Here is a 19,608-nt window from a genome sequence, read left to right on the forward strand (position 1 = left end):
CGCCTCTCCCCCGGGCCTCACGCGTCCCGGTTGCGGACCGCCCACCAGCCCGCCAGGAGCGCTGCCGCCGCCCATACGGCGGTCACCGCCAGGCCGGTCCACGGCCCCGGACCGTCTTCCGGATTCTGGTGCAGCACCGCCTGCCCCGCACGGTCGGGCAGATAGGTCACCACCGCGGTGGCGACGTCCACCAACACGAAGGGGACGATGAGGAAGAGCGGTATGAGCAGGCCGAGCACCGCTACCGCGCTCCGCAGGAGTGCCGCGAGGCCCGCCGCGAGCAGTGCCATCAGCGCCAGGTAGATCCCCCCGCCGATGGCGGCACGCAGCGCACCCGGGTGCCCCAGGCCGATCGCGTGCTCCCCCAGGAAGAGCTGACCGACCAGGAACGACGTGAAGCTGGTCACCAGCCCGACGACGAGCGCCGATCCGCCGATCGCCGTCATCTTCGCCGCGTAGAAGAGGGAGCGCCGGGGAACCGCGGCGAGCGATATGCGCAGGGCTCCGTTGAGGAACTCGGAGGAGACCGCGGTCGCGCCGAAGGCGATGGCCGCGATCTGCCCGAAGGTCAGAGCGAAGAAGGAGTTGAGGAGCACATCGGATCCGGGCTGCTCCGCTTGCTCCTGGCCGGTGGTTCCCAGGACGAGCACGGTGATGGTGAGGGTGGTGGCGAGGACGGCCATCAGGGAGCCGTAAATCGACCGTATCGATCTGATCTTGATCCACTCGGAGTGGAGCACAGCCGTCGGGGTCATGGTCACGCCTCCTGGCGGTTGCGGGTGGCCGAAGCGGCGAAGGGGGTGTCGTCCGCCGTGAGGTCGAGGTAGGCCTGCTCCAATGTGGCGCGCTCATCGCCCAGTTCGAGCAGGGGAATGCCCTCGTCGGCGACGATCGCGCCGATCTCCTCCGCCGTGACGCCGTCGATCACCCAGCGGCCGTCCTCGGCCCGCACTCCGGTCAGGCCCTTGGAGGCCAGCGCCGAGTGGAGCCTGCCCGGTTCGGTCGTTCGCAGGCGTACGCGGGGGCGGCTGCGGGAGTCGAGGAACTGCTTCATCGGCATATCGGCGAGCAGCCGGCCGCGTCCGAGCACCACCAGGTGGTCGGCGAAGGAAGCGGTCTCGTTCATGAGGTGGCTGGAGACCAGCACCGTCCGGCCCTCGCGGGCGAGTCGTTTCATGAGTTCGCGGATCCAGATGATGCCTTCGGGATCCAGCCCGTTCGACGGCTCGTCGAGCATGACCACCCGCGGGTCGCCGAGCAGGGCGGCCGCGATGCCGAGACGCTGGCGCATCCCGAGGGAGAAGGACTTGATCCGCCGTGCGCCCACGTCGCGGAGCCCGGTCTCCTCCAGCACGGCCTCAACGCGCGACCTGGGTATCCCGTTGCTCGCGGCGAGTACGGCCAGATGGCTGCGGGGTGTGCGTGAGCCATGGGCGGCCTGGGCGTCGAGCAGGGCGCCGACGGTGCGCAGCGGTTCGGTGAGCTGGGCACAGGGCCTCCCGCCGATCGTCGCCGAGCCCCCGGTCGGCCTGTCCAGGCCGAGGACGAGACGCATGGTCGTGGACTTGCCGGCGCCATTGGGGCCGAGGAATCCGGTGATCCTGCCCGGTTGCACGCGAAAGCTGAGGCGGTCCACCGCACGGGTGGTTCCGTACTCCTTGGTGAGCTCATGGACGTCGATGCTGGTCATGCCCTCAAGCCTGGCCGGTACGCCGGGCGGCCCGCCTCCCCCGTCAGCGGGGATCGTCTCCCTCTCATGGGGGAGCCGGTGCGTCCGGCCCGCTGGGACGATGAGGACATGCACCGCATCCTCACCCCCCTGACCAGCGCGGTCACTTACAGCCGCTGGTTGCACATGTTCATCCCGGCTGCCGCGGCCAGTTTGTGGTTCTTCATCTCCGACCAGCTCTGGATGCCCCTGCTCTTCGCGGTGCCCGTGGGCCTCATACCCGCGATGCGGCTCGAGGAGGGTCTGCAGGCGCAGTTGCTGCTGACTCCGTCCGAGCGTGGGCAGCCAGACGCCTCCATCTCGGTGGCGTCCTCCACGAGTTGGGCGGAGCGGTGGCGGACCGTGCTCTGGCTGGAGGTGCGGCTCCTGATCTCGGCCGCGGCGATCTTGGCCCTCTGGCTGCCCGTGGCGTCGATCGAGCTGGTCCTGTCGGCGACGGGCAGGCATCCGGAAGGGCTGGTCGAGGGCATGAGCCCGCACTGGTGGAACGCGTTGCTGGCACCTCTGCCACTCGTTCCGCTGCTCGTTCTGGTGGTGCTCGGCGGCCGGCTCAGTACGGCGGCCGCCCGGTGGCTGCTCGGCCCGTCCCCGACGGACCGGCTCAGTGTGCTGGAGGAGCTGACCGAGCAGTTGTTGGAGCGCAATCGCATGGCTCGGGAGCTGCACGACTCCATCGGCCATGCGCTGACGGTGGCGGTGGTGCAGGCCGGTGCGGCGCGGGCGGCGAATGATCCGGCGTTCACCGAGCGGGCGCTGGCCGCCATCGAGGAGACGGGGCGAGATGCGCTGGAGGACCTGGAGCGGGTGTTGCGGGTGCTGCGTGAGTCCGGCACCCCCGTGAGCCGGCGGCCGACGCTGGGAGAGGCGGAGCGGCTGCTGGACTCCGCGAGGAGTTCCGGGGCGCGGGTGGATGCGCGGGTGTCCGGGGATCTCGGACTGGTCCCGGCGCCGGTTTCGCGGGAGGGGTATCGGATTCTTCAGGAGAGCCTCACCAATGTGCTCCGTCACGCGGGGCCGGTGCCCATCCGGGTGAGCATCACGGTGGCCGACGGGCGGCTGGAGTTGGAGGTGATCAATCCGCTCTCCGGAGCGGCAGGTCTGCCGGGGAGCGGCAGTGGGCTGCGCGGGATGCGGGAGCGGGCCGCGTTGCTGGGCGGGAAGGCTCGGATGGAGTCGTGGGAGGGCGACTGGCGGGTGCGTGTGAGCCTCCCGCTGGACGGCATACGCTGGTCGGATGCCCTTCACCGTTCTTCTGGTCGATGACGAGCCGCTGGTACGCGCCGGACTGCGTGCCGTGCTGGAGGCCCAGCCCGATATCGAGGTGGTGGGCGAGGCGGCGGACGGCGCGGCGGTGCTCCCCCTGGTGAACCGGTTGCGGCCCGATGTGGTGGCGATGGATGTGCGGATGCCGCTGATGGACGGCATCGAGGCGACCCGGCTGGTGCTGCGTACGGTGCCGGATCCCCCGAAGATCCTTGTGGTGACGACGTTCGAGAACGACGAGTACGTGTACGAGGCGTTGAGGGCGGGGGCGGACGGCTTCCTGCTCAAGCGGGCCAGGCCGGCGGAGATCGTGCATGCCGTGCGTCTGGTGGCCGAGGGGGAGTCCCTGCTGTTCCCGGCTGCGGTCCGGCAGCTCGCCGCCGAGTACGGGACGGACAAAGCACGGGCCGCTCTCGACCGGGCGGCGCTCACCGAGCGGGAGGCGGCGGTGCTCCGGTTGATGGCCCGGGGCCTGTCGAACGCGGAGATCGCGGCCACCCTCGTCGTCGGGGTCGAGACGGTGAAGTCGCATGTCAGCTCGGTCCTGGCGAAGTTGGGGGCCAGGGATCGTACCCAGGCGGTCATCGCCGCGTACGAGTCCGGGTTCGTCGCTCCGGGGTGACCGAGGTTGCGGCTCGATACCGGCTTCCCTCGCTGGTCGCAGGGCTCCCGGCCAGCGAGTACGATCCGGCAGACATGCGCACGAGCTGGGAGGACATACCGTGGGCCGGCTGACCGGTGGGGACCCCTCGCTGTTGCGACGGATCAATTCCGCGGTAGTACTGCACGCCCTGAGAGGGGCCGGCGCGCCGACGCTGACGGACCTGACACGGATCACCGGGCTGTCCCGGCCGACGGTCGAAGGGGTCGTCGAGGGGCTGTTCGCAGCGGGGCTCGTGGTCGAGGCGCTGCCCGACGAGGGCGAGGCGCGGCGCCAGGGGCGCCCTGCCCGGAGATTCCGTTTCCGGGCCGAGGCGGGGCATCTCCTCGGGGTGGAGATCGGTCCGCACCGGGTGTCGGCGCTCATCTCGGGGCTCGACGGCCGGATCGTCGGGGCGGGCTCCCGCGTGGTGTCGGAGACCGCCTGCGCGGACGACCGGCTCGACCAGGTACGGGCCGTCATCGCGGACGTACTGCGACGCACCGGGGTGGCCCGGAGCAGTCTGCGTGCGGTCGGCGTGGGCAGTCCCGGGATCGTGGAGGCCGACGGCACCGTGCGGCTGGGTACGGCGTTGCCGGACTGGACCGGCCTCGCGCTCGGGGAGCGGCTCCGCCGTTCGTTCCGCTGCCCCGTGCTCGTCGAGAACGATGCCAACGCCGCAGCGGTCGCCGAGCACTGGAAGGGTGCGGCGACCGAGTCCGACGACGTGGTCTTCGTGCTGGCGGGGCTGAGCCCCGGTGCGGGGTCCTTGATCGGCGGGCGCCTGCACCGGGGGTTCGGCGGGGCCGCCGGGGAGATCGGCGCCCTGCACCTGCTGGGCAGGGACGTGACGCCGGAGCATCTGCTGTCGACGACGGACACGCCGCTGGACCCGCTGGACGAGCTCGCGGTGGCCGCGGTGTTCGCCAAGGCCAAGGAGGGCGACGCGGGGGCCCAGGCGGCGGTCGAGCGCTTCCTTCAGCGGCTGGTGCACGATGTGGCGGCGCTGGTGCTGGCGCTCGACCCGGAGCTGGTCGTGGTCGGTGGCTGGGCCGCCGGACTGGACGGGGTGTTGGAGCCCCTGCGTAGAGAGCTGGCCCGCTACTGCCTGCGCCCGCCCCGGGTGACCCTGTCGCTGCTCGGGGAGGCCGCCGTGGCGACGGGGGCGTTGCGGCTCGCCCTGGACCACGTCGAGGAACAGCTGTTCGCCGTCGAGGGGACCGTGACGGCCCGCCGCTGATCGCGGGGAGGGCCGGGACACGGACCGCGTGCGTCGTACCGGTGGGTCGGGGCACGGGCGCTGCCCAGGAGCCGGGGGATCACGGGCGTTTCCCCCGGGCCGGGTGGATCACCGGCGCTGTCCCCCGAGCCGGATCGGGCGGAGAACACGCGCGCCCGCCGGTTCCCGGGGACTGGCGTCCTTGAGAAGCGGCGGGCGTGGGGCAGAGCGGGTCGGAGGCGTCAGGACGCCTGGCGCTCCGGCTGTTCGTCGTGGCTGATCTCCAGCGCGCCGGAGTCCCCGAAGGTGAGCCGGCAGGTGTCCGCCCGGTAGGTGGCGACGGACACGGCCGCCGTACCGTCCGCGGTGAAGTAGCGGGTGGTGACGACGAGGACGGGGGCGCCGGGCAGCCGGTCCAGCTCCTTGGCGTCGACCGCGCGAGCCGAGCCGAGCTCCACGGAGCGGTCCTGGCCCTGCAGGCCGAGCCGGTGCAGCTCGCGCAGCACGCTCCGGGCGCGGACAGCTCCGGACGGGGCCTCGATGGCGGAGAGGTCGGGCACCGAGGAGGCGGGGATGTAGAGGAGTTCCGCCGCTACCGCCTGTCCCTGGGTGTCGCGGATGCGGCGCACCACGTGCACCGGTTCGGCGGGGTCGGTGCCGAGCATGGAGGCCACCGCCGCAGGGGCCTTGTCCATGGCGCTGTCGACCGGCTGCCAGGCCTCGCCGCTGACGCCGCCCGTCCATTCGTGCTGGGCGGTGGAGACGGCGATGCCCACGCGCGGCGGGGCGACGGTCGTCCCGACACCACGGCGGCGCTGCAGTCTGCCTTCGAGTTCGAGCTGCTCCAGAGCCTGCCGGAGCGTGGCTCGCGCGACACCGAACCGCGCCGCGAGGTCCCGCTCGTTGGGCAGGATCTCCCCCACCGCAAAGTCCGAGTCGAGTGCCTCACTGAGCACGGTCTTGAGGTGCCAGTACTTCGGCTCCTGTACCGATTCCAGCTGCGTGGTCCCCACCCTGATCCTCCGCAATCGCCCGGCGTCTTTTCCGCGACGTTATTTATTAAAGGTTCCTGTCTTAAGGACCCTAGGACGGCACACCCCCTTGGTCAAGACCAATCCTTATTCCGTAACGGAACGAAACGGGACTCTGGCGCAGAGCGTTCACACGACGTTCGTGGTGCCGTGAGGCGAGCGCAGCACAAAGCCCCGCCATCACGGCGGATGGCGGGGCTCCGACCAGGCCCGCGGCGGACCTGCGGGGCGCCGGGGGACCGAGGGGGCAGGTGGTGCCTTTTTGGTTATACGACGGGCAGCCCGGAAAGCTTGTCCGGATTACGAATGATATAGGCGCATTGAATAACACCTCGGCTGACTTCGATCTGGAAGACGGTGTCAGCCTTCCCTCCGACGAAGTAGACGACGGCGGGCCCGCCGTTGAGCTCCACGATGCGGATCTCCCCGTCCGGGCCGAGGCTCCCCGCCACGGCGAAGAGGAAGCGGCCGACCTTGTCGGCGGTCTCGATGATCCGCCGCGGCGCCTTCGCCTTGCCGCCGCTGTCGCTGACCAGCCGGACGTCCGGGGCCAGCAGTGCGAGCAGCTGCTCGATGCCGCCCCCGGAGGCGGCGGCCAGGAACCGTTCGGTGAGGTCGCGGCGCTCGGCCGGGTCCACGTCGTATCGCGGCTTGCGCTCCTCCACATGCCGCCTGGCACGACCGGCGAGCTGCCGGACGGCCTCCTCGGTGCGGTCCAGGGCGGTGGCGATCTCGGCGTACGGGAATCCGAAGGCCTCCCGGAGCACGAACACCGCACGTTCCAGCGGCGAGAGTGATTCGAGGACGACCAGCACGGCCAGCGACACGGAATCGGCGAGGACGGCGCGCTCCGCGGTGTCCGGCACGGCGGGGCCGAACTCCGTGACCACCGGCTCCGGCAGCCAGGGCCCCGTGTACGACTCCCGGCGTGACTGGAGGTGCCGGAGCCGGTCGATGGCCAGCCGGGTGGCGATCCGCACCAGGTAGGCCCGCGGCTCCCGGATGTCCTCGCGCGCCGACGCCGACCACCTCAGCCACGCCTCCTGGACCACGTCCTCGGCGTCGGCGACACGGCCGAGCATCCGATAGGCGACACCGGTGAGAACGGGCCGGTGTTCTTCGAAGAGCTCGGTCGCGGTGTCGACGGTCATCGGCCCATCCCAGCCCACCGGTCACGCGGTGTCCAGCGGGAATCGCCGAGCCCCTTGAACTACAAGCTACCCGGCGGTAATTGTTGTTGACGAGATGTCTACCCACTCCAGGGAGCAACAGCATGACCACCACGGTCTCCTTCACCGTCGCAACGGCCGACGGCCCCCGTCCGGTCTCGGTCGCGTACGAACGGACCGGATCGGGCGAACCGTTGCTGCTCCTGCACGGCATCGGGCACCATCTGAGGGCCTGGGATCCGGTGACACGGATCCTGGCCACCGAGCGCGAGGTGATAGCCGTGGACCTGCCCGGCTTCGGCACCTCGCCCGCACTGCCCGACGGCGTCCCCTACGATCTCGCGACCGTCGGCCGGGTCCTCGGAGCCTTCTGTGCCGAACTCGGCCTGGACCGGCCCCACGTGGCCGGGAACTCGCTGGGCGGTCTGCTCGCGCTGGAACTGGGGCGCACCGAACTGGTGCGGTCGGTGACCGCGCTGTCCCCGGCGGGCTTCTGGACCGAGGCGGAACGGCGCTACGCCTTCGGCACCCTGCGGACCATGCGCCGGAGCGCGCTGGCCCTGCCGGTGGGGCTGATCGAGCGCCTGTCGCGCAGCGCGGCCGGCCGGGCGGCGCTCACCAGCACCATCTACGCCCGGCCCGGCAGGCGTTCACCGGAGGCCGTCGTCGCCGAGACGCTCGCCCTGCGCGGAGCGACCGGATTTCACCAGACGCTGGAGACCGGCAGGGGCCTCCTCTTCGACGGGGTGAAGGGCGTCCCCGTCTCCGTCGCCTGGGGCACCCGCGACCGGATACTGCTGCGCAGGCAGGGGGTCCGCGCCAAGCGGGTGATCCCCCACGCCCGGCTCGTGCGGCTGCCCGGCTGCGGGCACGTCCCGATGAACGACGACCCGGCGCTCGTGGCCCGCGTCATTCTGGACACCAGCCGCTGAACCGGCCCGTCGGGGCGCCGTCGTCCCGACGGGGAGCCGCGCTCCGGCGGCTCCGCGCCGCCCGAGGACGCCGGAGCCGTACGCCACACCGGCGCCGACCAGGAGGCTTCCCACCCCCTGCGCGAGACCGTACGTCCCGGCTCCGACGAGAGGTGCGGTCAGGGCGGCGGAGACCGGAATCAGGCCGGAGAAGAGCGTGGCGCGTTCGGCTCCGATGCGCTGCATCCCGCTGTACCAGCAGACGAATCCGATCACGGTGACGACGACGGCCTGCCACAGCAGGGCCACCGCCTCGCCGCCCGTCGGGACGCGCAGGAACGACCCGCCGTCCATCAGCAGACCGAGCAGCGCCGACTCGACGGCCGCGACGCCGCAGACCGTCGCGGAGAGCAGCTTCGGGCCGAGCGGCCGCAGCACGGGGACGGCGAGGACCGCGAAGCCGACCTCGCCCGCGAGCGCGCCCACCGAGAAGAGCACGCCCGCCAGGTCGGTGCGCCCCCAGCCCTGAACGGTGAACGCCCCGACGGCGACGAGTCCGGCCGCGTACAGCGTGACGCGGGACGGGCGACGACCGTCCAGCAGCGGAACGAGCACGCCCACCACGATCGGCGCACAGCCCACGAAGACGCCCGGAACAGCTGGTTCCGCCGACTGTTCGGCCGCCAGGACCGCCAGGTTGAACCCGACCATGCCCACGGCTGCGAGCAACGCGAGCCGCCCCCACTGGCGGCGGGTGAGGCGGCGCAGCCGCGCCGTCGAGGAATCGGGGTCACGCCGCAGGAGCGGGACGAGCAGGAGCGCGGCGAGACCGTAGCGGAGCGCCTGGCCACCCGCGAACGGGTAGTCGCCGAGGACACTGTTGGCCGTGAAGGATGCCCCCACCAGCACACACGCGAGGGCCGCGAGGAGGGCCCCGCGCAGAGAGGTTGCGTTCATGGGGTCGACGCTAGGGTCGGCGAAGGACCGGTTTAAGGTCCACTTCCATGACGTCTTCGGGGACCAATGCTCAGCGTCCGTCGGCGGAATCCCTCTCTCCGGCGTGGGAGTTGCTGCTGCCCGCCGTCTCCGCGCCGGCGCGCGGACGAGGGCGCGCACTCCGGTCCGCGCTGCGGGAAGCGGTCCGCTCCGGCCGCCTCGCGGCCGGCACGAGGCTGCCCTCCAGCCGTGAGCTCGCCGCCGATCTGGGAGTGTCGCGCGGGCTGGTCACCGAGGCCTACGAGCAGCTCACCGCGGAGAGTTATCTGCGCAGCGGGCAGGGCGCGGGCACCTGGGTGAGCGGGGGCGTACGCGCGGCGGAGCGCCCCGTACGCGACCGCGCGCCGCGCGCGGCGGGCACGGTGGTGGACTTCCGGCCGGGCACCCCCGACCTGTCCCTCTTCCCGCGCAGCGCGTGGAGCGCCGCCCAGCGGACGGTGTTCGGCCGGTTGCCGCACGGCGCGCTGGGATACCCCGATCCGCGCGGGCTGCCGGAACTGCGTGAGGCCCTGGCCGGGCTGCTCGCCCGGCGCCGGGGCGTGGTGGCCGATCCGGAGCGGCTGGTGGTCTGCTCGGGGGTGGCCCAGGCGACGACCCTGCTCGGCTTCGTCCTGCGGGACGAGGGCGTGGCCTCGGTCGGGGTGGAGGATCCGGGCAGCCCGGAACACGCCTCGCTGTTCGCGGCGACCGGTCTGGGCACGATTCCGCTGCCCCTCGACGACGACGGCCTCGCCCTCGCGCCCCTGAAGCGCTCCGGGGTACGCGCCGTGGTGACCACGCCCGCGCACCAGTTCCCCACCGGAATCGGGTACTCCGCGCGGCGCCGCGGCGAGTTGCTCGGCTGGGCCCGGGACGCGGACGCCGTGATCATGGAGGACGACTACGACGGGGACTTCCGGTACGACCGGGCGCCGGTGGGCGCCTTGCAGGGGCTGGATCCCGAGCGGGTCGTGTACACCGGTTCCGTGAGCAAGTCGCTGGCTCCCGGCCTGCGGCTCGGCTGGCTGATCGCCCCCGCCGCGCTCACCGAACGGATCGTCGCCCGCAAACGGACCATGGATCTGGGCAACCCGGTGATCGACCAGGCCGTCCTGGCCGACTTCATCGTGCGCGGCGGCTACGACCGGCAGTTGCGGCGCTGCCAGCGGGCCTACCGGGAACGCCGGGACGCCCTGGTGGCCGCGCTCGACGAGCACTTCCCCGGCGCGACGGTCAGCGGCATCGCGGCGGGCCTGCACATCATCGCCCGACTGCCCGCGCGGTACGGCCCCGAGGACCTCTTCCTGGAGCGGGCGGCCGGGGCGGGCATCGCGCTGCGGCCGCTGCGCGACTGCGGAACGGCCGATTCCGGGGACGGCACCCTGCCCCTCGTCCTGGGCTACGCCCATCTCGCCCCCGGCGACATCGCCCGGGGGATCGCCGCGCTGGCGGCCGCGGGGCGCTCCGGCCGGTCCGTCCCCGGCTGACGGGCGCCGTTCACCCGGGGTTGGGGCTCCGGCCGCCGCGGGGCACTAGGCATGGGCCAAGACCGGCGCCGGTCCATGGCCTGCTCGCGAACGGCGCACCGCCCGCCCACCTTCCCGGAGGCGCTTCGATGTCCTACCGTCCGCGTATTCCCTCGCCCGGGCGCCGTGCCGTCCTGCGCGGCTCGCTGATCGGCCCGGCGGCCCTCGCCCTCTCCCCCGCGACCGCTTCGGCGGCGCCCGCGCTGCACCTGGCGGGACGGCCCGAAGCGTCGTGGGGTGTACAGGTGGGCAGCGTCACCGCCTCGTCGGCGCTCCTGTGGGTGCGCTCGGACCGGCCGGCCCGGATGCTGGTGGAGACCTCTGCGACCGAGTCGTTCCGGCGGGTCCGCAGGTGGCACGGGCCGTCGATCGGCCCCGGTACGGACTTCACCGGCACCACACCGCTGTACGGTCTGCCCGCGGGCGAACAGGTGCACTATCGCGTGACGCTCGCCGATCCGGCCGATCCGCGCCGTACCGGCAAACCGGTGTACGGGACGTTCCGTACCGCCCCGGCCCGGCGCCGCTCCGGGGTGCGGTTCCTCTGGTCCGGCGACATCGCGGGGCAGGGCTGGGGCATCAACCCGGACATCGGCGGCTACCGCGTGTACGAGGAGATGCGGCGTCTGGACCCGGACTTCTTCCTGTGCAGCGGCGACAGCATCTACGCGGACGGTCCGCTGGAGCCGAGCGTGACGCTGCCGGACGGCCGGATCTGGCGCAACGTCACGACCGAGGAGAAGGCGAAGGTCGCCGAGACGCTGGACGAGTACCGGGGCAACTTCCGCTACAACCTGCTCGACCGGAACGTCCGCCGCTTCAACGCGCAGGTGCCCTCCGTCGTGCAGTGGGACGACCACGAGGTGCGCAACAACTGGTATCCCGGCCAGATCCTCGACGACGCGCGTTACACCGAGAAGAACGTGGACATCCTCGCGGCACGCTCCGTGCGCGCCTTCCACGAGTACGTGCCGCTCACGCCCTCGCACGGTCCCGGGCGGCGTTCGCGGATGTACCGGGTCGTGCACCACGGGCCGCTGCTCGATGTGTTCGTGCTCGACATGCGTTCGCACCGCAACGCCAACTCGCCGGGCCGGCAGGCCGACGACACGACGGGCATCCTCGGCGCCGAGCAGGCGCGGTGGCTGAAGCGCTCGCTGGCCGCCTCCCGGGCGGAGTGGAAGGTGATCGCCGCCGACATGCCGCTCGGCCTCGTGGTCCCGGACGGCGCGACGGACTTCGAGGCCGTGGCGCAGGGCGATCCCGGGGCCCCGCTCGGGCGGGAACTCCAGATCGCCGAACTGCTCCGGTTCATCAAGCACCGCAGGATCACCGGCACCGTGTGGCTGACGGCCGACGTCCACTACACCTCGGCCCAGCACTACGCGCCGGAGCGGGCGGCGTTCAAGGACTTCGCCCCGTTCTGGGAGTTCGTGTCGGGGCCGCTGGCGGCGGGCGGCTTCCCGGCCAACGCGCTGGACGGCACCTTCGGCCCGGACCGGGTCTTCGTGCGGGCTCCCGACCGGGCCAATGTCTCGCCGATGGAGTCCCCGCAGTATTTCGGCGAGGTGGAGATCGACGGCGACAGCGCGGAGCTGACGGTGCGGCTGCGGGCCGAGGGCGGAGCGGTGCTGTTCACCAAGGTGCTCCGGCCGGGCCACGTCGGGCAGTGAACCGGGTCTGGGGCGAGGCCCGTTGTCAGTGGTGGGTCCTACGCTTTTTTCCATGACCCGATCCGTTCAGGCCTTGGCCTACGCACGCCCGTCCTCCCTGACGTCATCGCAGGTGGGGCCGTCCCTCGGTCTGGAGACCGCGGGGGGCCTCACCCCGCGCGGGGCGGAGGCGCACCCGCGGTTCTTCGCGGGCTTCCTCTCCGCCCCGCGGACAGCGGCACGCGGGCTGCTGGCGGTCGCGGACGTGGCCGCCGCCCGCTACTACCAGCGCACGCTGCCCGCCTCCCTGGACCCGGTGGTGACGGGCAACGGGGACCGGCTGCGCTTTGAGTCGTTCTCCGGCTGCTGCGGGGTGTACGCACGCCTCGACGTGCTGCAGGAAGGCCTGGACGGCCGGGAGACCGGCCACGGAACGACGAACGTGGACGTGAACCCTCCGCTGCGGGAGGCGCTTTCGCGGATCACGGCGGATGATCCGCTGCATCTGCGGGTGGGCCCGGAGGAGCTGGCCGTGACCACGCTCGACGGCCCGGTGGTGGAGAAGAAGGTGCCGCTGCCCGACCGGTGGCTGCGCGGTTTCGCCGAGGCGCAGGTCGCCTCGGCCGGGTTCGATCTGCGGGCCGAGCTGACGGCGGCGCAGGCGGTGGCGTTCCTGCGTTCGCTGCCCCGCTCCCCGGCCTCGGGCGGTGCGGCACGCGGCGCCCGGTGGGTGGTGGCGTCGGGCGGGTCCCTGCGCCCGACGACCCGCCCCGTCCCGGGCGCGGTGTGTCTGCCGGGCCCCGAGCGGCTGGTGGCGTTGCAGCGGGTGCTGCGCGACGCGACGGCCCTGCGGGTGTACGGGCCGGTGGCCGACGGCGCGGCCGCGGCGAGCGCCTGGGAGGTGGTGCTGCCGGGGATGCGGCTCACGCTGACGCTCTCCCCCGACTCCTCGCGGGGGTTCTCGGGCGAGGGCGGCGTCCTGGAGGCGCTGGCCACGGACGACGCGGCGGCCGATGCCGAGCTGGTGTCGGTGCTGCTCGCCTGGGAGCCCCGGATCGAACCGGCCTCGCTGGCCGAGCAGTCGGGGCTGGGCGTGGAGCGGGTGCGCGCCGCGCTGACCCGGCTCGGCACGGCGGGCCGGGTCGGCTACGACCTGGCGGACGCCGCGTACTTCCACCGGGAGCTGCCGTACGACGCGGACCGTGCAGAGCGGCACAACCCACGCCTCGTGGCCGCCCGCAGGCTGGCCGGTGAGGGCGCGGTGACCCTCGACGGTGCGCGGGCGACGGTCGCCTCCGGGGACCGGCGCTACCAGGTGCGCGAGAGCGGTTCCGAAGTGAGCTGCACCTGCCAGTGGTGGGCGGACTACCGGGGGCGGCGAGGGCCCTGCAAACACGCGCTCGCCGTGCGGATGGTCCGCCGGGGTGCGACGGTCGCCGGAGGCACGCGATGAACGAGCTGCTCACCGCTGTACGGGCGGGGCGTCACCACGACGTACCGCCGCTGGTGCTCGGTCTGGACCTGCCCGGCCGCCGTGCCGCGCTCGCCGAGTTGAAGGAGCTGCGCAAGGAGGTGCGGGGCTGGGACTGGCAGCGGCGGGACAAGATCCGCAAGGCGCTGCTGGTGGCCGGCGCGGGGTGTCACACCGGGGCGGCGGGGTGCGCCGCCTGGATCGGGGGCCGCGATCTGCGTGACTGGGCCCGCTCTCCGTATCCGCTGATCCTCGCTGCGCTGAAGGACCGCGACCCGGCGTGGCTGGGCGATCTCGCCCACCGGTACGCGGGGCGCGCGGCCCTCTCCGACGCGGAGTACACCTTCGTCGGCGAGCTGACGCGGATCGCCCGGGTCCCGCTCCCCGTCACGGACAACCTGGTCATGGGCTGGAGCGAGCTGGTCAGTACGGCTCGCTGGCGCGGCCGGACCCGGCGTCCGCTGACCGACATCCTGCGGGACGATCCGCACTCCCCCGAGCTGGCGGCCCGGTTGTTCGAGATGCCCGAGCTGCCGCCGCAGGTCGACTTCTACGACGCGCCGGATGCGCGGGACAACTGGCCCGGAGCACTGTGCGCGCTGGTCGAGGACGGTGCGCTGGACCGGGCGCACCTGGTGGAGCGGTGCGTGATCCGTCTGATGCGCGGTGGCAGATCCGTCGACCAGCGGTTCTTCCTGGCCGTTCTCCTGCGGCTGGGAACGACGGAGGAAGAGGAGGACCGGCATCTGCGGGACTGGACGGCGATGGCGACGGACGGGATCACGCCGGTCGCCTCGCACGCCCAGCAGATGCTCGTACGACTCGACGCGCGGGGCGTGTTGTCCACCCGGGAGCTGGCGGAGGTGTCGGGGGCGGTGCTCTTCCGCCGGGAGAAGAAGCTGGTGCGCGCCCAGCTGACCCTGCTGGGCAAGGCGCTGCGCCGGGACGCCTCGACGGCGGACGAGCTTCTTCCGGCGGTCGCCGAGGCGTTCGGCCATGAGGGCATCGACGTCCAGGAGCGGTCTCTGAAGCTGGTCGCGCGGTATCTCCCCGCCGTCGCCGACCCGCAGGCGCGGGAGCGGCTGGCCCTTGCCGCCGCCCGACTGGGCCCCTTGCACCGGGAGACGGTGGCGGCCCTGTTCGGCGGTGCCGTGGGGGAGGAACCGCGGGAGGTGTACGAGGAGTTCCTGCCTGCCGCGCCGGTCCTGCGGCGTCAGGAGCCCGCGCCGGGGACGGTGGCCGAGCTCGTCGAGGAGGTGGCCGCCCGGGTGAGGGCGCACGCGTCGGAGCGCTGGATCCCGGCGTCGGCCGTCATGGACCCCTCGGCCGGGATCACCGGCTTCGAGCGGGCGCTCGACGGCCTCGTCCGGCTGGCCCGGACCGACCGGGAGGAGCTGACGGGGTCCCTGCGGGAGGCGCTGGCCGGTGTGCACTTCGTCGAGAACGGCCTGTCTCCCTACATGATCGATCCGCGGGCCGTCTCGACCTCGCACGGGCTCTCCGTCGTGGTCGCCTCGCTGCTGGGCCTGGTCTCCGGGCGGGACAGGGTCGCGTGGCGGGCGAAGACGACCGTGAAGGGCGCGGATGCCTGTGCCCATGCCGCGTTGAACGGGGTTCTGCTCGACCGGGCGTGGGAGGCCGCGGAGGCGATAGCGGTCGGGCGGGCGCCGTTCCTGCTGGCCACCCCGACCTGGCACACCGGGGCGATCGACGCGGCCGAGCTCGTCGTACGGCTGCGGACCTACCGGGAGCTGGGCGCCCGCCCCGGCCCCGCCGACTTCGCCCAGGCTCTGCTGCGGGTCCGCCGGGCCGGCGGACCCGAGGGGGCGGAGGTCGCCGCGTCGGCCGAGGCGCTGGGCACCGGCGAGGGCGACCGGCTGGCCGCCTGGGTCCGTGGCGACGAGCCGGTGGTCCCGGCCCTGCGGCATCCGGCGACCGCCGTCTCCCGCCCGGCGGCGGGCAATTGGTGGCAGCGGACGACGACCGGGGCCCGTCAGGTGCTGTTGGCGACGCGGGAGCGTCCGGTGATCCGGCGTGAGTTCCCGGAAGCCTTCCACTGGCTGGGCCGGGCGCAGCTTCCCAGGGCCCAGGAGTGCTACCACTGGGGGCCCGAGCGGTCCTCCCACTGGACGGCGACCCTGCCCGAGGATCCGGAGGTGCTGGCCGCCTGGTTGATGCCGGACCTGCTGTTCGCCGCCGACCAGGGGCAGAGGGGCGTCGTCGGGTTCCTGCCGGCCCTGGCGGAGAGTGCGGGCGAGGTGGGCGGGGCGATGCATCTCGCGCTGGCCTACGGGCTCGGCGCTCGGTATCCCGAGGACCGGACGGCGGCGGTGGACGCCCTGCTCGTGCTGGCCGCGGGGGGCCGGCTCGACGGGGTGTCGCTCGGGCGGGAGCTGGCGATCCTGGTCGACCGCGACCTGGTGAAGGTGAACCGCACGGCCGACGCGCTGGGAACGGCGGCCGCCACCGGCGCGTATCGGACGGTGTTGACCGTGCTGGCCGCGATGCTGCCCGGACTCCTGGCGTACGAGAAGACGCCCCGGGGACTCGGCGACCTGCTGTCCGTGGCGGCCGAGTGCGCCGAACACTGCGGTACGGGCGGGATCCCGTCGATAGCGGGGCTCGCGGCGACCGCGGGGCGCAAGGGTTCCTCCCAGACGGTCCGCCAGGCGGCCCGGCTGCTCGCCGCGTTCCCGGCCGGCGCGGAAGGCTGAATCTGACCGAAAACGACGATAGGCGACCAGATCAACGCGTAACCCATCAGTCACAAGGCGTTCGTGATCAGGCAACACCGTTCGTTCACAGTGAGGATATGACTGATGTGACCTCCGCGAAGAGCGCCCGCCGTCCGCACCACTGGCGGCGGGACCTGATCGAACTGGCCGCCCTGTTCACCGCCGTGGCCGTGGCCGACGCCATCGCCAACCTGATCGGACACCAGCCGGACGGGCCCTACCTGCTCGTGGCGTCGGCGGTGGCCCTGGTGGCCACAGCGGCGTTCCACACCTGGTGGGCGCGACGGCACAGTCACGCTCCCCCGTCAGGTGAGGGGGGCTCCGCGCAGAGTGGGGCGGACGCGGCGGTGCGCGGGACGCGGGACGGGGCCCCGGGCGGCGCCGGGGACAGCGGTGCGGGCGGGATCGCCGGCGCCGAGGAGACCACCCTGTGGCGGATGCGGACGACCGTGCGCGACGCTCCGGGGAGTCTGGCCGCGCTGTGCGTGGCCCTCGCCGGGCTCCGGGTGGACATCCTCACTCTGGGGACCCACCCGCTGGCACGGGGGACCGTGGACGAGTTCCTGCTGCGGGCCCCGGCCTCGCTCCAGGCGCGGGAACTGTCCCGGGAGATCGCGGCCGCCGGCGGCGTGTCCACGTGGATCGAGCGGGCGGACGCCCACGACCTGGTCGACATCCCGACCCGGATGCTGTCACTGGCCACCCGGACGGCGCTCGACGCGGCCGAGCTGCCGCTCGCCCTGCGCCAGTTGCTCGGCCGGTGCACCATCCACTCACTGCCCGCCGTCTCCGTCACCGGCCGCCCGACCGGGGAGAGCGCCCCGGTCGAGGGCGTGCTGGAGGAGACGGTGATGCGGCTGCGGGACCCGTCCGGCGGGGTGATCTCCGTGGAGCGGCCGTATCTGCCGTTCACGCCGACCGAGTTCGCGCGGGCGCGTGCCCTGGTGGAGCTGGACGCCCGGCTCGGCCCGCGGGTGCCGCGCAGCGAGGACGTCCTCACGCTGCCCGAGGGCAACGAGATCACCGTGCGCCGCGCGGACCACGACGATCTCGCCGCCGCCCGCGCCATGCACGACCGCTGCTCTCAGCACACGCTGGGCCTGCGCTACCACGGTCCGGTCGCGGACGCGGACCGCTATCTCGACCATCTGCTGAGCCCCCGCTTCGGGCGCACCCTGGCGGTGCAGACGGCCTCCGGCAAGCTGGTGGCGCTCGGCCACCTCCTCTGGGACGGCGACGAGACCGAGGTCGCGCTCCTCGTCGAGGACGACTGGCAGCGCCGGGGCATCGGCTCCGAGTTGCTCGGCCGCCTGGTGGCCCTCGCCGTGGAGGCGGGCTGCGACAGCGTGTACGCCGTGACGCAGTCCCACAACACCGGCATGGTGGCCGCGATGCGCGCGCTGGAGCTGCCTCTCGACTACCAGATCGAGGAGGGCACGCTCGTCATCACCGCCCGGCTGACGACCGACCGGCTGAGGACTGAAGGCTCCGCCCGGCCGTCCGCGCCGACGGAAGGGGCCCGTCGCTGAGCGCCTGACACAGGTCCGCCCACAGGTCCTCGACGTCCTCCAGGCCGACCGACATCCGCAGCAGCCGGTCGCCGACGCCGGACGCCCGCCGGTCTCCCTCCTCCACGATGCGGTGGCTGATGGAGGCCGGGTGCTGGATCAGCGAGTCCACACTGCCGAGGCTGACGGCGGGCGTGATGAGCCGCACCCCGGAGATCACCCGGTGCGGGTCCCCGTACACCTCGAAGGAGATCATCGCGCCGCCGATCCGCGGGTAGTGCACCCGGGCGATGCGCGGGTCGGCGGTGAGCCTGCGGACGAGTTCGGCCGCGCTCGTCGAGGCCGCCCGTACGCGCACCGGAAGCGTGGACAGGCCGCGCAGCAGGAGGTAGCCGGCCAGCGGGTGCAGCACTCCGCCGGTGGCGAAGCGGACCTGGCGCAGCGTGGCGGCGAACTCCTCGTCGCAGGCGACGACACCGCCCATGACGTCCCCGTGGCCGCCGAGGTACTTGGTGGCGCTGTGCAGGACGATCCGCGCGCCGTGTTCCACGGGACGCTGCAGGACGGGGGTGGCGAAGGTGTTGTCGACCAGCAGCGGGACGGTTCCGCAGGCGTGGGCGACGGCCCGGATGTCGATCTCGGCCAGCGTCGGGTTGGCCGGCGTCTCGATCATCACGAGCCCGGTGTCCGGGCGGATGGCGTCGGCGATGCCCGCCGGGTCGGTCCAGGTCACCTCGGTGCCCAGCAGCCCGGCGCCCAGCAGATGGTCGCTGCAGCCGTAGAGCGGGCGGACCGCGACGACATGGCGCAGCCCCTGGCTCGCGCGGGCGAGCAGGACCGCGGTCAGCGCCGCCATCCCGCTGGCGAAGGCGACCGCGCTCTCGGTGCGCTCCAGCCGGGCGAGCGCCGTCTCGAAGCGGCCCGTGGTGGGGTTGTCCAGCCGGGCGTAGACGGGCGGCCCGTCGGGTCGGGCCCCGGTGGTGGCGAAGGCGTCGATCCGCATCGCCTCGCCGCGCGAGTCGTAGGAGGGGTAGGTCGTGGACAGGTCGATCGGCGGGGCGTGCACGCCGAGGGAGGCGAGGTCGTCGCGTCCGGCGTGCACGGCTTCGGTGGCGAGAGCCCTGGACGGGGTGGGGGCAGGGGGCGTCATCGAGACTTCGTTGTCCATGCCGTCACTCTGAACAGTTACCGGTTCGTAGCGGCCATTCCCCGTGCTACGTTCGCCACATGGCCGATTCTGTCGCTCTTGATCCGGTCGATCTCCAGATTCTGCGGCTGCTGCAGAACGATGCGCGGACCACGTACCGGGAGCTCGCGGCCGAGGTCGGCGTGGCCGCTTCGACCTGCCTGGACCGGGTGGCCCGGCTGCGCCGCTCCGGGGTGATCCTCGGGGACCAGCTGCGCCTCGATCCGGCGAAACTCGGCCGGGGTCTCCAGGCACTGCTCCTGGTGCAGGTCCGGCCGCACCGCCGGGAGCTCATCGGGCCGTTCGTCGACCGCGTCAGGTCCCTGCCGGAGTCACGCGCGCTCTTCCACCTCACCGGCCCCGACGACTATCTGGTGCAGGTCGCGGTGGCCGACGCGGCCGATCTGCAGCGGCTGGTGCTGGACGAGTTCACCTCGCGCCGGGAGGTGGCCCGGGTGGACACCCGGCTGATCTTCCAGCAGTGGGAGTGCGGACCGCTGCTGCCTCCGGCCGGGAGCTGAACACCGGAAACAGGCCCGGGACGCGCCGGCGACGCCCACCGGAGGACCCGGAAGCGCTGGAAGTGATCGTCT

Annotated in this window: 15 protein-coding genes and 1 pseudogene; 10 read left to right on the forward strand and 6 right to left on the reverse strand. The window is 72.9% G+C overall.

Annotation, left to right across the window (positions count from 1 at the left end; all coding sequences use genetic code 11):
* Positions 1-17 precede the first annotated feature (17 nt).
* Positions 18-755: an ABC transporter permease gene (locus tag HET64_RS12625; protein ID WP_215104893.1), complete on the reverse strand. Its 738-nt coding sequence runs from the start codon at positions 753-755 to the stop codon at positions 18-20.
* A 2-nt stretch (positions 756-757) separates the two neighbouring features.
* Complete coding sequence (locus tag HET64_RS12630) at positions 758-1,690, reverse strand: ABC transporter ATP-binding protein (RefSeq protein ID WP_215104895.1); 933 nt, start codon at positions 1,688-1,690, stop codon at positions 758-760.
* Between the two features lie 108 nt (positions 1,691-1,798).
* On the opposite strand from HET64_RS12630, the gene HET64_RS12635 reads away from it, so the two are divergent.
* From HET64_RS12635 to HET64_RS12645, 3 genes are all read left to right on the forward strand, one after another.
* Entirely contained in the window at positions 1,799-2,992 is a 1,194-nt protein-coding gene (locus tag HET64_RS12635) for a sensor histidine kinase (RefSeq protein ID WP_215104897.1), read from the forward strand.
* Entirely contained in the window at positions 2,964-3,614 is a 651-nt protein-coding gene (locus HET64_RS12640) for a response regulator transcription factor (RefSeq protein WP_215104899.1), read from the forward strand. Before HET64_RS12635 ends, HET64_RS12640 begins: the two co-directional genes overlap by 29 nt.
* Before the next feature lie 100 nt (positions 3,615-3,714).
* Entirely contained in the window at positions 3,715-4,872 is a 1,158-nt protein-coding gene (locus tag HET64_RS12645; protein ID WP_215104901.1) for an ROK family transcriptional regulator, read from the forward strand.
* A gap of 221 nt (positions 4,873-5,093) precedes the next feature.
* Here HET64_RS12645 and HET64_RS12650 read toward each other — a convergent pair whose 3' ends face one another.
* A complete protein-coding gene (locus HET64_RS12650; protein WP_215104903.1) occupies positions 5,094-5,864 on the reverse strand; it encodes a GntR family transcriptional regulator in 771 nt (256 codons plus the stop codon).
* Between the two features lie 284 nt (positions 5,865-6,148).
* The gene (gene sigJ, locus HET64_RS12655; protein WP_215104905.1) at positions 6,149-7,033 is read right to left on the reverse strand and encodes an RNA polymerase sigma factor SigJ; all 885 of its coding nucleotides are present in this window, start codon (positions 7,031-7,033) and stop codon (positions 6,149-6,151) included.
* Between the two features lie 122 nt (positions 7,034-7,155).
* Between sigJ and HET64_RS12660 the strand changes: the two genes are divergently transcribed.
* Positions 7,156-7,983, forward strand: a complete 828-nt coding sequence (locus HET64_RS12660) for an alpha/beta fold hydrolase (RefSeq protein WP_215104907.1) — start codon at positions 7,156-7,158, stop codon at positions 7,981-7,983.
* A 93-nt stretch (positions 7,984-8,076) separates the two neighbouring features.
* Here the strand turns inward: HET64_RS12660 and HET64_RS12665 are convergent.
* Positions 8,077-8,919: pseudogene (locus HET64_RS12665) on the reverse strand (DMT family transporter); the annotation flags it as partial.
* A 47-nt stretch (positions 8,920-8,966) separates the two neighbouring features.
* Between HET64_RS12665 and HET64_RS12670 the strand changes: the two are divergent.
* From HET64_RS12670 to HET64_RS12690, 5 genes are all read left to right on the forward strand, one after another.
* Positions 8,967-10,424: a PLP-dependent aminotransferase family protein gene (locus HET64_RS12670; RefSeq protein WP_251145232.1), complete on the forward strand. Its 1,458-nt coding sequence runs from the start codon at positions 8,967-8,969 to the stop codon at positions 10,422-10,424.
* A gap of 128 nt (positions 10,425-10,552) precedes the next feature.
* A complete protein-coding gene (locus HET64_RS12675) occupies positions 10,553-12,136 on the forward strand; it encodes an alkaline phosphatase (RefSeq protein ID WP_215104909.1) in 1,584 nt (527 codons plus the stop codon).
* A 52-nt stretch (positions 12,137-12,188) separates the two neighbouring features.
* On the forward strand, positions 12,189-13,568 hold the full coding sequence (locus HET64_RS12680) for an SWIM zinc finger family protein (protein WP_215104911.1): 1,380 nt from the start codon (positions 12,189-12,191) through the stop codon (positions 13,566-13,568).
* A complete protein-coding gene (locus HET64_RS12685; protein ID WP_215104912.1) occupies positions 13,565-16,300 on the forward strand; it encodes a DUF6493 family protein in 2,736 nt (911 codons plus the stop codon). Before HET64_RS12680 ends, HET64_RS12685 begins: the two co-directional genes overlap by 4 nt.
* A 107-nt stretch (positions 16,301-16,407) precedes the next feature.
* Positions 16,408-17,850 (forward strand): GNAT family N-acetyltransferase, encoded by a 1,443-nt coding sequence (locus HET64_RS12690; RefSeq protein ID WP_215104951.1) that lies wholly within the window; start codon positions 16,408-16,410, stop codon positions 17,848-17,850.
* Here the strand turns inward: HET64_RS12690 and HET64_RS12695 are convergent.
* Entirely contained in the window at positions 17,768-18,997 is a 1,230-nt protein-coding gene (locus tag HET64_RS12695) for a PLP-dependent aspartate aminotransferase family protein (protein WP_215104914.1), read from the reverse strand. The two genes, HET64_RS12690 and HET64_RS12695, sit on opposite strands and share 83 nt — an antisense overlap.
* Before the next feature lie 59 nt (positions 18,998-19,056).
* Between HET64_RS12695 and HET64_RS12700 the strand changes: the two genes are divergently transcribed.
* The gene (locus HET64_RS12700) at positions 19,057-19,536 is read left to right on the forward strand and encodes an Lrp/AsnC family transcriptional regulator (RefSeq protein ID WP_215104916.1); all 480 of its coding nucleotides are present in this window, start codon (positions 19,057-19,059) and stop codon (positions 19,534-19,536) included.
* The last annotated feature ends 72 nt before the right edge of the window (positions 19,537-19,608 follow it).

The sequence above is a fragment of the Streptomyces sp. McG3 genome, from assembly GCF_018619185.1.
Lineage (GTDB): Bacteria > Actinomycetota > Actinomycetes > Streptomycetales > Streptomycetaceae > Streptomyces.

Bases quoted from the DNA above. Each gene is read 5' to 3' on its own strand.
- HET64_RS12625 (WP_215104893.1), bottom strand. From the start codon at position 755: ATGACCCCGACGGCTGTGCTCCACTCCGAGTGGATCAAGATCAGATCG.
- HET64_RS12630 (WP_215104895.1), bottom strand. From the start codon at position 1,690: ATGACCAGCATCGACGTCCATGAGCTCACCAAGGAGTACGGAACCACC.
- HET64_RS12635 (WP_215104897.1), top strand. From the start codon at position 1,799: ATGCACCGCATCCTCACCCCCCTGACCAGCGCGGTCACTTACAGCCGC.
- HET64_RS12640 (WP_215104899.1), top strand. From the start codon at position 2,964: ATGCCCTTCACCGTTCTTCTGGTCGATGACGAGCCGCTGGTACGCGCC.
- sigJ (WP_215104905.1), bottom strand. From the start codon at position 7,033: ATGACCGTCGACACCGCGACCGAGCTCTTCGAAGAACACCGGCCCGTT.
- HET64_RS12660 (WP_215104907.1), top strand. From the start codon at position 7,156: ATGACCACCACGGTCTCCTTCACCGTCGCAACGGCCGACGGCCCCCGT.
- HET64_RS12670 (WP_251145232.1), top strand. From the start codon at position 8,967: ATGACGTCTTCGGGGACCAATGCTCAGCGTCCGTCGGCGGAATCCCTC.
- HET64_RS12675 (WP_215104909.1), top strand. From the start codon at position 10,553: ATGTCCTACCGTCCGCGTATTCCCTCGCCCGGGCGCCGTGCCGTCCTG.
- HET64_RS12680 (WP_215104911.1), top strand. From the start codon at position 12,189: ATGACCCGATCCGTTCAGGCCTTGGCCTACGCACGCCCGTCCTCCCTG.
- HET64_RS12685 (WP_215104912.1), top strand. From the start codon at position 13,565: ATGAACGAGCTGCTCACCGCTGTACGGGCGGGGCGTCACCACGACGTA.
- HET64_RS12695 (WP_215104914.1), bottom strand. From the start codon at position 18,997: ATGGACAACGAAGTCTCGATGACGCCCCCTGCCCCCACCCCGTCCAGG.
- HET64_RS12700 (WP_215104916.1), top strand. From the start codon at position 19,057: ATGGCCGATTCTGTCGCTCTTGATCCGGTCGATCTCCAGATTCTGCGG.